15 protein-coding genes are annotated in these 15,966 nt (G+C 25.4%); 13 read left to right on the forward strand and 2 right to left on the reverse strand.

The features are described 5' to 3' along the window. Positions 1-4 precede the first annotated feature (4 nt). From ACUN06_RS03470 to ACUN06_RS03510, 9 genes are all read left to right on the forward strand, one after another. Complete coding sequence (locus ACUN06_RS03470; RefSeq protein WP_291733780.1) at positions 5-418, forward strand: 4Fe-4S dicluster domain-containing protein; 414 nt, start codon at positions 5-7, stop codon at positions 416-418. Next, positions 418-1,641: an NAD(P)/FAD-dependent oxidoreductase gene (locus ACUN06_RS03475; RefSeq protein ID WP_291733778.1), complete on the forward strand. Its 1,224-nt coding sequence runs from the start codon at positions 418-420 to the stop codon at positions 1,639-1,641. The genes ACUN06_RS03470 and ACUN06_RS03475 overlap by 1 nt, the downstream gene beginning before the upstream one ends. A gap of 143 nt (positions 1,642-1,784) precedes the next feature. After that, the gene (locus ACUN06_RS03480) at positions 1,785-2,654 is read left to right on the forward strand and encodes a cation diffusion facilitator family transporter (protein WP_294162608.1); all 870 of its coding nucleotides are present in this window, start codon (positions 1,785-1,787) and stop codon (positions 2,652-2,654) included. 422 nt (positions 2,655-3,076) lie between these two features. Continuing rightward, the gene (locus ACUN06_RS03485; protein ID WP_449390097.1) at positions 3,077-3,601 is read left to right on the forward strand and encodes a signal peptidase I; all 525 of its coding nucleotides are present in this window, start codon (positions 3,077-3,079) and stop codon (positions 3,599-3,601) included. Positions 3,602-3,664: 63 nt separating this feature from the next. Continuing rightward, positions 3,665-4,474 carry a hypothetical protein gene (locus ACUN06_RS03490; RefSeq protein WP_449390098.1) on the forward strand — a complete coding sequence of 270 codons (810 nt, stop codon included), beginning with the start codon at positions 3,665-3,667 and terminating at the stop codon, positions 4,472-4,474. Between the two features lie 96 nt (positions 4,475-4,570). Then, positions 4,571-5,230, forward strand: coding sequence for a hypothetical protein (locus ACUN06_RS03495; RefSeq protein WP_449390099.1), 660 nt, complete (start codon positions 4,571-4,573; stop codon positions 5,228-5,230). Then, positions 5,220-5,363 (forward strand): hypothetical protein, encoded by a 144-nt coding sequence (locus ACUN06_RS03500; protein WP_294127484.1) that lies wholly within the window; start codon positions 5,220-5,222, stop codon positions 5,361-5,363. Before ACUN06_RS03495 ends, ACUN06_RS03500 begins: the two co-directional genes overlap by 11 nt. A 35-nt stretch (positions 5,364-5,398) precedes the next feature. After that, a complete protein-coding gene (locus ACUN06_RS03505) occupies positions 5,399-7,858 on the forward strand; it encodes a carboxypeptidase regulatory-like domain-containing protein (RefSeq protein WP_449390100.1) in 2,460 nt (819 codons plus the stop codon). A 269-nt stretch (positions 7,859-8,127) separates the two neighbouring features. Further along, positions 8,128-8,820: a pseudouridine synthase gene (locus ACUN06_RS03510; RefSeq protein ID WP_291734799.1), complete on the forward strand. Its 693-nt coding sequence runs from the start codon at positions 8,128-8,130 to the stop codon at positions 8,818-8,820. Between the two features lie 48 nt (positions 8,821-8,868). Here ACUN06_RS03510 and ACUN06_RS03515 read toward each other — a convergent pair whose 3' ends face one another. After that, positions 8,869-10,920 carry an LTA synthase family protein gene (locus ACUN06_RS03515; protein WP_449390101.1) on the reverse strand — a complete coding sequence of 684 codons (2,052 nt, stop codon included), beginning with the start codon at positions 10,918-10,920 and terminating at the stop codon, positions 8,869-8,871. A gap of 243 nt (positions 10,921-11,163) precedes the next feature. Between ACUN06_RS03515 and ACUN06_RS03520 the strand changes: the two genes are divergently transcribed. From ACUN06_RS03520 to ACUN06_RS03535, 4 genes are all read left to right on the forward strand, one after another. Next, positions 11,164-11,664 carry a DedA family protein gene (locus ACUN06_RS03520; protein ID WP_291734803.1) on the forward strand — a complete coding sequence of 167 codons (501 nt, stop codon included), beginning with the start codon at positions 11,164-11,166 and terminating at the stop codon, positions 11,662-11,664. A gap of 209 nt (positions 11,665-11,873) precedes the next feature. After that, positions 11,874-12,602 (forward strand): hypothetical protein, encoded by a 729-nt coding sequence (locus tag ACUN06_RS03525; RefSeq protein ID WP_294127492.1) that lies wholly within the window; start codon positions 11,874-11,876, stop codon positions 12,600-12,602. A gap of 30 nt (positions 12,603-12,632) precedes the next feature. Further along, the gene (locus tag ACUN06_RS03530; protein ID WP_412857723.1) at positions 12,633-14,327 is read left to right on the forward strand and encodes a vWA domain-containing protein; all 1,695 of its coding nucleotides are present in this window, start codon (positions 12,633-12,635) and stop codon (positions 14,325-14,327) included. Between the two features lie 18 nt (positions 14,328-14,345). After that, positions 14,346-15,482 carry a toxic anion resistance protein gene (locus tag ACUN06_RS03535; RefSeq protein ID WP_294368930.1) on the forward strand — a complete coding sequence of 379 codons (1,137 nt, stop codon included), beginning with the start codon at positions 14,346-14,348 and terminating at the stop codon, positions 15,480-15,482. 230 nt (positions 15,483-15,712) lie between these two features. Here the strand turns inward: ACUN06_RS03535 and ACUN06_RS03540 are convergent, their stop codons facing one another. After that, positions 15,713-15,871, reverse strand: coding sequence for a hypothetical protein (locus tag ACUN06_RS03540; RefSeq protein WP_449390102.1), 159 nt, complete (start codon positions 15,869-15,871; stop codon positions 15,713-15,715). Positions 15,872-15,966 lie beyond the last annotated feature (95 nt).

The raw sequence follows: 15,966 nt of genomic DNA on the forward strand, positions 1-15,966 counted from the left end.
TGCTATGAAAAGAATAAAAATAGATAGAAAAAAGTGTATTGGTTGTTTAACATGTACTACTGCATGTAAAGTATCTCATGGCTCAAGAGATATAAGAGGAAGAATAGTTATCAATAGTAAAGGAAATTTTACTCAAATTTATTGTAGACATTGTACTAGACCAGAATGTGTATATGCTTGTCCAACTGGAGCTATGAGAAAATATGATGAAAGTAAATATGTAATTTATGATAAAAGCAGATGTGCAAGTTGTTTTATGTGTATAATGGCATGTCCATATGGGGTTTTAAAAATGGATTATCAAACTAATAGAGAAGTAATGAAATGTGATATGTGTATATCAACAGAACAAAACTTTCCTCAATGTGTAGATAAATGTCCAATGAATGCATTAACTTTAGAGGAGGTGGATGAATAATGGTATGTGTTGTAGTAGGAGTATCTGCAGCTGGAATTAATGCAGCAAAAACTTTACGTGAAATTGATAAAAATATAGAAATAATATTAGTATCTAAAGACGAATATGTTTATTCAAGATGTATACTTCATCATTTTTTAGATGGAAGAAGAGATATGAAATCTTTAGATTTTACTCCAGAAAATTTTTTTAAAACATATAAAATAAAGTGGGTAAAGGGAGTAGAAGTAATAGGGATAGATACTAATGAAAAGAAATTAAAATTATCAAATAATGAAGAGTTAAGTTATGACAAAGTTATATTAGCAACTGGTTCATCATCATTTTTACCACCAATAGAAAATTTAAGAAGTGCTAATAATGTAATTGGATTAAGAAACTTGGATGATGCTATTAAAATTAAAGAAGAGGTTAAAAAAGTAAAAAATGTTGCTATTTTAGGAGCTGGCTTAGTTGGAGTTGATGCTTTAGCAGGCCTTTTAGATTATGGTGTAAATATTACTTTAATTGAAATGGGAGATAGAATTTTACCACTTCAATTAGATAAATATGCAGCTGGAGTATATGAAGAAAGGTTAAGAGAAGAAGGAGTAGACTTTAGGTTTGGTGTAAGGGCAGAAAAAGTTATAGTTGATAATAATAATAATCCACTTTCCATAAAATTAAATACAGGAGAAGAGGTTCCTTGTGAATTAATAATTGCATGTACAGGTGTTAGATCAAATATTGGATTTTTAAAAGATAGTGGAATAGAATGTGATAAGTTTGGTCTTATAATTAATTCAAAAGGTGAAACAAATGTAAGAGATGTATATGGAGCAGGAGACATAACAGGAAGAAATCCAATATGGCCAACTGCTGTAAAGGAAGGTATTGTTGCAGCTAATAATGTATTAGGTAAAATGATTTATATGAATGACTTTTTTGGAAGTAAAAATACTATGAATTTTTGTGGAGTAGCTACAATGTCATTAGGAATGGTAAATACTCCAGATAATAGTTATATAGAAGAAAAACAAATTAAAGGAAAGGATTATAAAAAGATAATTCATAAGGATGGAGTAATATATGGTGCTATAATTCAAGGAGATTTATCTTATGTTGGAGTATTAACTCAACTTATAAAGGAAAATATAGATATAAGAAAAGTTACAAAGCCACTATTTAACATAGATTATTCAGACTTCTTTAATGAAAAAGAAAACTTAGAATTTGTATATTAAAAATATAATTTTACCTACTTATTTCTCCTTTTAGTAATTAAAATCATTATCATATGATATTAATGATAATAAATTAAAATAAGTACATATATACTTCATAATCATATAATAGGATTATCAAATGATAATTGGAGGAGATTAGGGTGAATAGATATGATGAATCTAATAAGGTAACAATAATATCAATTTTACTTAATATAGGGTTGACTGTAATAAAAGTAATAGCAGGTATTTTAGGCAATTCTACAGCTATAATAGCAGATGGATTACATTCAGCATCAGATATAATTACTTCCATTGGAATTCTTATAGGAAATAGGATTTCTAGAAAGCCTAGAGATGATGAGCATCAATATGGTCATGAAAAAGCAGAAAGTTTAGTTTCTTTTATTTTAGCATCAGTACTTATAATTGTAGCATTAAAATTAGGATATGATGGAGTTAAAAATTTAATTAATATAAATAAAATAATAAAGCCTACTATGCTTCCTTTAATAGTATCTTTGATTTCAATAGGAGTTAAGGAATATCAATATCAAATTACAATTAAGGTAGCTAAGAAGACTAATTCATCATCATTAAGAGCTGATGCATGGCATCATAGATCAGATGCATTTTCATCTATAGCAGCATTTATTGGAATTGGAGGGGCAATACTAGGATTTAAGAGATTAGATCCAATAGCATCAATTATAGTAGCATTAGTTGTTGTAAAAGTAGGTATTGATATTTTAAAGTCATCTTGTGATGAATTAATGGATAGTTCAATAAGTAAGGCTGATATTAATAAAATTAAATCCTTGGTTGAAAATGATGAAAAAATATGTGGAATAAAGGATTTTAAATCAAGAAAATATGGTTCTGTTGCTTATATTGATATGAGTATTTTTATTGATAATAATAAAACATTAGAGGAAGCACATAATATTGCAGATAACTTAGAAAATGATATAATATCAAAATTAAGTTATATTAAAGAAATTAATATTCACACTGAACCGTACAAAGGGTAAAAATATAAATAATTAAATTTTAAAATCAAATGAATTTTTATATTAATATAGAAGTTCATTTGATTTTTTTTGTTTAATTTTATATTAAAATTTAATTTCCATAAAATTCATTTTTATGATTGTTTTATAATTATTTTATAATAATATAAAAAATATAAAAATGTGGAAAAAGTCGATTTTTGTTTATAAAATCATTCAAAATAGTAAAAGAAAAATGTTATATGATGCAGAAAAAAAACGAATGAAAATGTTTGACTAGGAAATATAAAGAAAATATAATTATAATGTGAATTTTAGGAATATATTACAAATTGTTAAATGAAGTATTATTTTACTTTATATATTAATTTGTTTATTGTTTTTTAGCTTAAATTCTCTTTTAAATAATTATTAAAATATAAGGAAAGTTTAGAGTAATCATAATGAAAATTAAAGATGTTTTTAAAAAGTTATGTAACTTTTTATGTATATTATTTTTCATAGCGTTATTTATTGGACTTGCTGGAAATATATCAAGTAAGTTTGATAAGGTTTATGATTTAATAAAATTTAAAAGTTATGTAATTTTATCAGATAGTATGAAGCCAGCAATGGATCCAGGTGATGTTATCTTTATTAAGAAAATTAATGTTGATAATTTAAAAGCTGGTGATATTATAACTTTTCAAAAAGAAGAGTTTATAGCTACTCATAGAATTATTAAATTTGAAGATAAAAGTATAATAACTCAAGGTGATAATAACAATTTAGCTGATGATCCATTAACTAAGGAAAATGTTATTGGAAGGTATATGTTTAAGGTACCTAAGATTGGTTACTTTTACTCATTTGTGGGGTCTCCAATTGGAATTATAGTGATATCTATAATTATAGTAATTATTATAATTTATGAAATTTGCTTTGTAGATGATAAGAAGGAAAAGAAAAATAATAAAAAATTAAGGTAAATAAGTTTATTGATAAAGTAATTTATTACATAAAAATTTAAAATATTAAAGGGAGAGATAATAATGAATAAAAAAAGAATAGGAGCTTTATTAATTGGAGCAACATTATTAGTGGGATCGTTAGGATCATTTGCTTACTTTACAGGAACAACAAGTGAAATTAAAGGTAATGGTGAAAATAATAAACTACAAAAATTAAATATTACAAATGGTAAGGTAGAAGTATCATCAGAGGTTACTAATAATGGAACTGGTAATTTAGATTGGTCTTATGATGTTGTTAAATATAGTTTAGAAGAACTTGCTGTAAGAAATGAAGAATTTATAAATTCAAACAGAACGCCTGATATAGAAGGACCCCAAAAATCAAATGTAAATGGAATACAAAGAGTTGAGATTGGAGCAGAATTACCAACTAAAATTAATTATACTAGACCAGGAGATGCTATTGTTTTAGGTGTTCCTCAAGGAGATGGAACAACTGGATTAGTTGTAACTAATAAAAGTAATTTAACGGTTAAAATGCAATTAGTTGTAAAAACTGATGATAAAGCACAAGCAATGATACAAGCAATGAATGATGCTGGATGGGTAATGTATATAAATGGAGAAGAAGTTGCTCTTCAAGGTGGAAATGTAATAGGATTAGGAGTTGTACCAGGTAATACAATATTAGATAATGCTATTGATGTAAGATTTGAATTACCATTAATAACAGATAATAGCTATCAAAATGCAACAAATGTTAGCGGAACTATAGAAAATTTAGATTTATCACAAATTATTGAAATACAAGCAACTCAAGAAAATAATACTGGATGGAATGAAAATGGAACTGGAAATAGAATTGAAGATAGATTTAATGAGAAGTAATCTTTTATCTATTTAGTTTAATATCATTAAAATACAAATTTATAATATAGAACTATAAGTTTTCTTATGGTTCTATATTTATATAAGGAAGTGCTTATGTGTAAAAGAACAGCTAAGTTTACTACTTGCTTTTTCATAGTTTTTTTGTTGTTTTTTACAGTTAATAATTATGGTGTAAAGGCATATAAAAAATGTAATGAAATATATGATTTTGAAAAAGATGGATATTGGAAACCTACTGATGATATAGTACATGACTTTTATATAGAAAATATATGGAATGAAGGATGTTATTTAGAAGGAATAGGGTTTCAAAGGGTTTCTATAAGTGATATACAAAGCAATAAAATTTATGAAACCAATGAAGCAATATCATCAGGAATAATGGATGATAAATATTATGTAACTATAAGTAAAGGAGATAAGTTATTATATTCAGGTAAAATGTCTCAATTAATGAAGCAAGAATATATAACTTTAGATGAACCTATATTTTTAGAAGTAGATACAAAAATAAAGTTTTCAATGGAAATATATTTTGATGCATTGGCAGGTAATGAATATCAAAACAAAAAATATGAATATGTAGTATATCCAAAAGTATTTAAGATTAAAGAAGAATTTAAACCAGAAATTAATTTACCTCAAACAGGTTCAATTATAAGTAGTAATTTAATAATTGTACTAAGTATATTATTGATAGTATTTGGTACTAATATTAAAGTTTCTAAAGGGAGGAATATAAATGAGAAATAAAAAAATAGTTTTAATAATTTCAATGTTATTAATATCTATATTTATTGGATTATATTCTTCAGTTTCTTTAGCTTATTTTAATAATAAGGAAAGCAAATCAATTAATACTTTGACAGTTCAATATAATAATTAATAACTACTGTAAAAATGAAATAATGAGGTGAGAAAATGAAAAAGAAGATTTACTTAACATTACTTTCTATATTTATTATAGTAATTACGGCATCTTCAAGTTATGCATATTTTAATAATAAGCTAGATATAAAGGGGTCAAATGGAAATAATCTAAATGTATTGAATATACAAAATGGAAATGAAAAAATAACTATAGATACTAGTAGTAGTAAATGGGAATATAATAATGGTGAGGTAATAGATGATAAGATATCAAATCCAACTTCAGGAGCTATTGCTACTTATAGTGGAGTAAAAGTTTCGAATGAGTCTAACTTAACATCTAATGTAGAATTAGAGTTTGCATTTAAATCATTAAAGGATGGAGGAACAAAAGAAGATAATAATATAGTTCCTCCAGAAGATAGTGAAAAAGATGATAAAAGAGAACCAGCTAAAAAATTTGAAGTATGGGTTGGAGACATAGATAACTTAAATGTTGAGGGTGGATATGGCCAAGGAAGTGTAAAGCTAGATAAAGAATATATATTTTTAGGAAAATTACCTAATACAAATACTTTAGATGTTTATCCTTATATTAGTGAAAATGGATCAGATAGGAATGCTCCAGAGAAATATGATGGTACTGATTCTAATGGAGTGAAGACAAGTGATGCTCCAGGTACTGATAGAAGGATGGTAACAAGTGGATTTTATAATTTTTATAAAAATTTATTAGGAGAAAGTAGCGAATTTAAAGAAAAGCAGATAAAGATATATTTTGAAACAGCTAATGGATATCCTAAGATTCATTATTGGAGTGATTCAGGGTTTACTACAACGTGGCCTGGAAATGAGATGAAGTATGAAAAAGATAATTTATATAGTTATATTATAACTGGTAAAGAAAAAATAAAAGTTTTATTGACTTTAAATGGAATCAAACAATCATCAGAAATGGAATTGATAGAAGGTGAATGGTTATATAAATGGGGTAAATTATATAAAATAAGTAATATTGTAAAAAATACTGATAATATCAATTTTTATAGCTTTAGAAGAACAAATAATTATCAAAATAATAATAATCCACTGCAAAGGGAAGTACTGGCATTTAATGCTGCCGATTTTTATAGTTTTACTTATAATAAATATGAAGTAAATGACGATGGGTATTCAAGTGATAAAAGTTTATTTAAAAATAATTTAATAGGACCACTTTTTACAGATAATGGTGAAGTGTTTTATGATGGTTATACAGATCGTGCAATAAGAAAAAAGATGCAAGATGGGGAACAAGATAATGAAAATAATTATATTCAAAATGGAGTTAATTGGTCTGAATTACAGCCAGCAGAACCTATAACTTTTATGTATCAAGGAAAGATAGGAGATTTTAATGGAACTTCTAAAAAGGTAAATAGTGCTACTATTCAAATAATGCTAAATGATATTCAGCCAGAACCATCAGAGCAAAAATGGAGTGAAAGATGGAATAATGGTGATTGGAACACAAGATTCCAAGAGTGGACTACAGGCAGTAAAAATATAGAATGGCAAACTTCATTTTCTGCAAAGTCAAATGTTAATTATCAAGTTACATTAAAGGTAAAAGGTAGTGATATGGAAGCAATAAGAGTTGCAGAATGGGAAAATATAATTAACAATTTAGACCAGCATGGGCCTAAAGCAAACTTAGTTACTCTTCAAGTTCCTCAAAGGTTATTATACTTAATTGAAGAAGGAGAAAAAGATGGTCTTGAACTATTGATTGATGATCCAAGAGATGGTTCTACAATTAATAAAGTGACAGGAAAGCCGGAGGTTGCTGGTGGAGATAGTTATTGTATAGATTTTGCTAGATTATTAGTTAATGATACAATACCAGATACAAAAACTATAAAAGGACAAGTTATAGATGCAACTACTAAAAATGGCATTCAAGGTGTTAAAGTAAATAGTGGAAATAATGAAAATATAGTAACAAATTCTAATGGTGAATTTACTATTAGTGTTATTCCAGGGCAAATAGTTTTAAACTTTTCGCATCCTAATTATGAAGAAAGAAATTATACTATTTATAATTTAGAAAAGGATGATAATAAAGATATAAATATAAAAGTATTTATGACATCTAAAAGTAATGCAGTAATAATTCCTAAGATTAAATTTGAAGGTACATTAGTTATAAGAAAATATAAAAAACATAGTCATACTAATCATTGTAATAAAGATTGCAATACAGAAGATACATTAATTAAAATAGATGGTGAAGATTATAAAGAATATAAATTTAATTTAGGAGAGGCTGGAGTACAAGATGAAAAAACTGAAGTATTTACAGAATTAAAAATAGATCCTGGGAATTATTATATTTTAGATTATAGTTTGAAATTATTTGATAGTGAACATATTGATGAATTAAATAGAAATTTTACATTAACATTTAAAAGTGATATTAAAGCTAAAATAACTCAAGAAAACAATCACGGGTGGGAAGAAAATTATAATTAAAAAATACAATAATAGAAGAATATATATAAGAATTAATAAAAGCTAAATTTACTAACTTTGATTGTTTATAAAAAGCGATTTTTTTATTAATTAAGAATATATAAAATGTATAACTGGAAGGTTTATTTCCAGTTATATTTTTTTGCTTATAAACAAGTTTTATTTAAAATTTTTTATAAATTAATAGGGTTGTTATTTATTTTTAGCATGATATTATTTTAGTATTAATGTAAAGAAGAGATAGGTCGTGTGGAGGAAAAAATAGTTATATGAGAATAAATAAACTTTTTAGCAATTATGGAATTTGCTCTAGAAAGGAAACTAACAAACTAATTGAAGATAAAAGAGTTATTGTTAATGGTGTTTTATGTAAGCCAGGACAATGGGTTGAAGAATATGATGAAATATTATTAGATGGAGAAAGAGTAAAACCTAGAGAAAAAATATATATTGCACTAAATAAGCCAGTAGGAATAACGTGTACTGCATCTGAAGAAGTAAAGGACAATATAATTGACTATATTAATTATGGACAATATATATTTCCAGTTGGAAGGCTTGATAAGGAATCACAAGGACTAATAATAATGACCAATGATGGTGTACTAGCAAATAAAATATTAGAATCAGATAATTTACATGAAAAGGAATATATAGTTACAGTTAATAAGGATTTTGATGATGAATTTATAAAAGGAATGGCTAGTGGAGTTGATATTGGAGATGCAGTTACAAGGCAATGTAAAGTAGAAAAAATAAATTCTAATACTTTTAAAATAATATTAACTCAAGGGTTAAATAAGCAAATAAGGAGAATGAGTAAATCATTTGGATATACAGTAATTAAGTTAGAAAGAGTTAGAATAATGAATATAAAACTAGATGATATTGGATATGGAAAGTGGAGAAATATAACTTTTGAAGAATTAAAGATATTAGAGAAACAGTCCAAAATAAATTAAATAAAATAAGGGATGTATTTAAAATAATAATGATACATCCCTTAAATATTATTGAAATTGAATTACTTCTCCATCATCAATTGGATAAGTAAATATATTTGTGGAACTTAATTTTCCACCACCACTAGTACGTTGAGTTACAACAATTGAAGATTCATTTTCTACTGTTATATTATTTGCCATAATAGTATTTTGATCTATAAAAGTAGTTTTAGTATATTGATTATTTATATAAATTTTGCTATATTTATTAAAGTTTTCACCTTTAACAATTAAATTGCCATCTTCTTCATAAACATTAGTTATAGTAATATCATAAGTTCCCATTTTTAAATCAGTAGCTATAAATGGATTTTCTCCACCATAAATATATTTTTGTCCATATAACATATCATATTGTAATAGTTTTAAATCATCTAAATAATCTTCAGAATCTTTAAATTGATTATGGAATTTATTTAAAACACCATTATCAATATTTAATCTATTTAATATGGATGATGTTAATTGGTAAGATGTTAAATCTTTATTATCTTTTTCAAGACTAAAGTTGTCCCAAATAACATATTCAGTTTGGAATATAGAACCATTATCTAAATCTTCATCTTTAAGTCCAAGAGTAGGTAAATGGTCACCAAATAAAACTAAGACTGTTTTTTCATCTCTTTCAGAAAGAGCCTGTACCAAATCTCCAATAAATTGATCTACTTCATATAATTGATTTATATAATAAGTGAAAGAATTAGTAGTCCCTTCATCAGATAGTCCATAAACAGATATTAATGGATTTTCTAATACCTTTTCTTTTGGATAATCACCATGAGATTGTACAGAAATTGTATAAATAAAATCACAATCATCTGTAGAATCTAATGATTTTAATATTTCATCAGTTAAATAATAATCTTTAGCCCAATCATTAGGATTAAATTCTTCAATATCCATGTATTCAAGTGAAGTAAAGGTATCAAATCCTAATTGAGAAAATACAAAGTTTCTATTATAGAAAGTTCCTTTATTATTATGAATTGCATGAGATGAATATCCTAATTCCTTTAAATTATAATTAACACTTTCAGCGGTGCTTTCTTTAAGGATAGTTTTATATGGATATTCTCCAGGGCCAAAGAATTTTAAGCTCATTCCACTTAAAACTTCAAATTCAGTATTTGCTGTACCAGCACCAACAGATGGTACAGTTAAATATCCAGAAGAGTAATTTTCCATAAGGTATCTAAAGTTAGGAACTGGATCTTGTGAAAAACTTAAGAAGTTTACTAATTCTGGATCGAAAAATGATTCTAATTGAACCATAATTATATTAGGTCTTTTTTCTTCTGTATTTTGATTTAAGCCATTGCCATTAGTGGCTAATAATATATTATTTTCTTCTATTTCATTATTAGCTGTTTCATTAGATGAAATTAAGCTTGATATAGATTTAATTTTTTCTAATGAATAATCACTTGGCTTATGAATTCCTGTATTTAATAATGTGTTTGAAAAGCAATATGGAAAACCATAATCTAAATAAGCAAAGGCAATATTACCAAAGTAAGATGATAAAATATTTGTATTTAAAGCTAGCTTAGTTGAACCAAATAAGGTTATCCATATAGAAGTTACAATTAAAATATTTCTTTTATAATTAATTTTTTCTTTTAGTTTTGGTCCTTTGAAAAATAAAAATACAAGTGATAATACCAAAATTATTAATAGACCACTTATTATGGTTGTTACAAATTTGGATAAGTATTTAGATATAATTCCTAGTCCAAATTCAGCAAGCGTTAAATCAGTAGCTGTAAAAGGAGTAACTCTATTGCTTAATATAATTCCATTAGTTACACCAAATCCTATCCAAATAGTTGTTATTAAAGTAAATAAAAATCTTCTTCTTTTAAATAATAATACTATAGATAAAGTTGATAAAATAATTAATGAATTATACAAAAATACTAATGGAGAGCCAAAGATATATCCTAATGTATTAATTAGGCTTCTTCTGCTAAAAAACTCAATTATAAAGTTAATAATTAATGGAGCAAATAAAAATTTCAAAAATGATCGATTCGATTGCTCTTTAAAAGAAAGTTTCATATACTAATCCTCCCGTGATTATTTTTTTAAAAATATGTTAAAATAGTTAAATATTATTAAATCATAGATTATTATACAACTAATGATATTATTTTCCAATAATGTGAAAACGGTAACAAGAAAATTTAAAAAATTTTTATATTTATAAAGGGTGATAGGAGGGAATAAGTATATATAAGTAGAAGTATACATATTATTAATAATCCACTTAAGAGAATTTTAATGTAAAGAAGGTGATTATGAATGAATATAAATGTAATATTGGAGTATTTTTCGAAATATGGATTGATATTTTTATTTATCGTTGTCTTTATAGAACATTTAAACTGTCCTGGAGTACCTGCAACAATAGTATTACCTACTATTGGAGCTTTTGTAAGTGAAACAAAAAATAGCTTACTTTTAGTTATTTTAATTTCTATAGTGGCAGCTGTATTTGGAAGTATAGTTCTTTACATAATAGGTTATTATATTGGAACTCCAATATTAGATTGCTTAAATAAAAAGATACCTAAAACAGAAAAATATACAGAAAAAATTTTGATGTATTCAAATAAATATGGAAATAAAGCTATTTTTATTTGTAGGTTATTACCTGTTATAAGAACACTAATATCGTTAGTTTCTGGAGTTGTAAGAGCTGAGTTTGGTGGATTTGTATTATATTCAACAATGGGGATAAGTATTTGGAATATTGTCTTGTTATCATTTGGATATTTTGGGGTGAAAGTAATAATACATTAAATTAAGATATGTATTATAAAACATTATAATTATCACTTAAATAAAACATTTTGTATTAGGTTAAATGAATAATTTAGCTTAATATAAGATGTTTTTAATTTTTTTGTTTAAGTGAATTTAAGGATAAAAAAATAAAAAAGTAAATAATCAGTGATAAAAGGGAATATATTTATTACTAGAAAACTTAAGTTATAAGGGAGTGTTGCAATTTGAAAATAAGAAAAATTAATTCTTTATTAGGATTAAATATTATCATTGTAATACTAAATATTGTTGTTTTTTCACCAGGATTAATTGGAATTAATATAGATTTTATTGATGATTTTAAGACAGCTATAGGTATAACAGTAATAATAATGAGTATTATTATTTTTATTATTGGCAATTATAAAATACTTATAAATAGTAAAGAAGAAGTTGATATCTTTAAATTAGAAGATGATGAAGATTATATAAATGCATTAAGAGAAAATAGTTATAAAAAGGTTTTTTCAAAGGATATTGATATTTTGTTAAATCAAATAGAAAGAATAAGTAAAAAGCAAGAAAGAATAGATGATATTTTATTACAAAAGTTTAATGAAAATGAGATAAGTTATAAAAATTTTAAAAATATAATTTCAGAAGTTGTTAATGTATTTTATATAAATTTAAAAAGTGTAATTAATAAGATAAATATTTTTGATGAAGAAGAATATAGAAAAGTAAAAAAAGAAAATATTAATAATAAAATATCACAGGAAAAAATAGAGATGTTTCAGAAATACATAACCTTTGTAAAAGAGTCTGTAGAGAATAATGAAGAAATTTTATTAAAGCTAGATAAGGTTTTATTAGAATTATCAAAATTTAATAGTTTAGAAGATGGGGAATTAGAAAATATGAATGCAGTTAAGGAAGTTGATGAATTAATAAATAAGATAAAGTTTTATAAATAATAAGTAATTTGTAAGTATGGGGGTGATAACATGAAAGAAAAAAAGAAAGGCAATATTATAGGAATTTTAATAGTCATGGCTATTATAATTTTTGGTGTGATTTATGGAGGAATTACTTTAACAAAAAATTGGGGAAAAAGTAAAGAAACAATAAGTAAGGAAAATGCAACAGGAAAATTAAAAAAGATTTGTAAAGACATTAACATAAATGAAGTAGAACCAAGAAAGGCACCTATAGATTTAGGGGTAAAAGATGTTAAGGATACAATACCTAATATAGATAAATATCCAGCAAAGGTTGAAAATACTACTGATAGTTATATTGAAATATTTTCTACTGGAGAAAAAGCAGGAAATGGTAAAGATGGATGGCTTATAGATGTAGCAAATAATTTTAATGAGTCTAAATTTGAGATAAATGGAAAGATAATTTCAGTTAAGGTTAGAGAAATTGCTTCAGGATTAGGAATGGATTATATAATATCAGAAAAATATCTTCCAGATGCATATAGTCCATCAAATGAATTGTGGGGAGAAATGATAAAGGCAAATGGCAAAACAATAGAATTATGTGATGATAGAATGGTTGGAAATGTAGCCGGAATTCTTATATCTAAAGAAAAGTATGATGAATTGATAAAAAAATATGGAGCAATTAATTTAAAAAATATTACTCAAGCAGTTGCTAATGGAGAAATAAATATGGGATACACAAATCCATTTGCAAGTGCAACAGGGTTAAATTTTTTGGTATCAACATTAGCTACATTTGATTCAAGTAATCCTTTAAGTGAAAAAGCAATTGATGGATTTAATGAATTTCAAAATAATATACCTTTAATAGCTTATACTACACTTCAATTAAGAAATTCTGCAGAATCAGGAATTTTAGATGGGTTTATTATGGAGTATCAAACTTATATAAACTCTCCAGAGCTAAAGACCGATTATATATTTACACCATTTGGATATAGGCATGATAGCCCATTATATTCTGTTGGTAATTTATCAAATGAAAAGAAGGAAATATTAAATAAGTTTATTGAATTTTATAAACAAGATAAATATCAAGAATTAGCAGTTAAGGATGGATTTAATGCATTAGAAGATTATAAATGCGAAATTGAAAATTTAGATGGAAATACTATATTACAAGCACAAAAATTATGGAAGGAAAATAAAAATGGAGATAAGCCTATAGTTGCTGTATTTGTAGCTGATGTATCAGGAAGTATGGAGGGAGAACCTTTAAATGAACTTAAAAAATCATTATTAAATGGTTCACGATATATAGGAGAAGAAAACTCAATAGGATTAGTTACTTATTCTAATGATGTTAATATTAATCTTCCAATAGAAAGGTTTGATTTAAACCAAAGATCATTATTTACAGGTGCTGTACAAGATATGGATGCAAGTGGGGGAACTGCAACATTTGATGCAATTGCTGTAGCAGTGCAAATGCTTTTAGATGAAAAAGAAAAAAATCCAGATGCTAAATTGATGCTTTTTGTATTAAGTGATGGAGAAACTAATATTGGACATTCACTAGATGATTTAAGAGAAATATTAGAATCAGTTAAAATACCAGTTCATACAATTGGATATAATGCAAATATTGAAGCATTAGAAAATATTTCAAGAATTAATGAAGCAACAAGTATTAATGCTGATTCTGATGATGTTATATATAAATTAGGTAGTTTGTTTAATGCAGAAATGTAAGTTATAAGGGGGATGGGTATGGGATTTTCAATGAATGTAAGTGATGCTGAAGAAATAAAAAAAGAAGTTGTTGAAGAAGTAAAACCATCAAGTGAAGAAGTTAATAAGTTAAAAAAATTAAGCAATAGTAATGTAGAAGCTATTATGAATATAAATATGGATTCTTTATATGAAAGAAAGGAAATTTTAAAATCAATCGATGAATTTGGGCTAGATACAATTCAAAGATCTTCACAAAAGAATGAATTATTAGAAGTTAGCATAAAAAATCTATCTAAAATGGGAGATGAAGGTGGAGAAGTTGCAGTTGGATTGACAGAATTACAACGAACAATGAAAGATTTAGATCCAAGTATGATAGATTTTACCAAGAAGGGGCTTTTTGGAAGGGTATCAAATCCTATAAGAGCATATTTTGATAAATATCAAAAAGCAGATACTGTTATTAATGATATTATGGAGTCATTAGAAAGGGGAAAAACAACATTAAAAAATGATAATACAACTTTAGAAATTGAAGAAATTGCTATGAGGGATTTAACAAAAAGATTGGCAAAGGAAATTGAAATGGGAATGTTAATGGATGATGAAATTTCTCATGCATTAGATAATGCAAAGGCTAATAATGAAGATTCAGATAAGATTAGTTTTGTTTCTGAAGAAATATTATTTCCATTGAGACAAAGAGTTATGGATATGCAGCAAATGATAGTTGTTAATCAACAAGGAATAATAGCTATTGAAGTTATAAGAAGAAATAATAAGGAATTAATAAGGGGTGTTGATAGGGCAAAAAATGTAACAATTTCAGCATTGAGGACAGCAACTATTGTAGCAAGTGCTCTTTATAATCAAAAAATAGTTTTAAAGAAAATAGATATTTTAAATAAGACAACTAATGATTTAATTAGTGGAACATCTAAAATGCTAAAGGAGCAGGGGGCTGAAATTCAAAAACAAGCTATTGAAAACAGTATTTCTGTTGATACTTTAAAAAATGCATTTTCAGATACATTAGAAGCATTAAATTCAATTAGTAGCTATAAGCAAGAAGCATTACCAAAACTAAAGGAAACAATAAATCAATTTAGAGAATTAGCAGATTTAGGTGAAAAGCAAATTTCAAAGATTGAAAAGCAAAGAGAATTAAATTAATAAATTAAGATGCTTATAATAAATGACAAGTTATAGATACTCATTTAGAGGTATTTATAGCTTGTCATTTTATTTAAAATTTTATATTAATTAATTTTATATGATTCATATTAGGATTTAAATTTAATTCTTTTTTAGCTTTTATCTTATCTACATATTTACTAAATTTTGAATGAACAGGAAGATTAATGCCCTTATCAATAAATTCCTGTGAGAAATGAAATAGTAATCTAAATTTGTTTCCTTTTTTTGGGAGTGCTTTTCCCAGCAAAGTTTAATGTATCTAGCTCAATAGTTTCAATATCAAGATTTCTAAGTTCATGACAAAGAGATTTTCCAGCAGAAACATGCCCTGCGCCAGTATTAGTATATAAAATAAGTGCTTTCATAATATACCACCTTTAAAATAAAATTTAATTATATTTATTTTACCATATATGGTAAAATATAAAAATGATAATTGTTCTATAAAGTAAATTATGGA

It is taken from the genome of Clostridium sp. ETTB3, assembly GCF_053571985.1.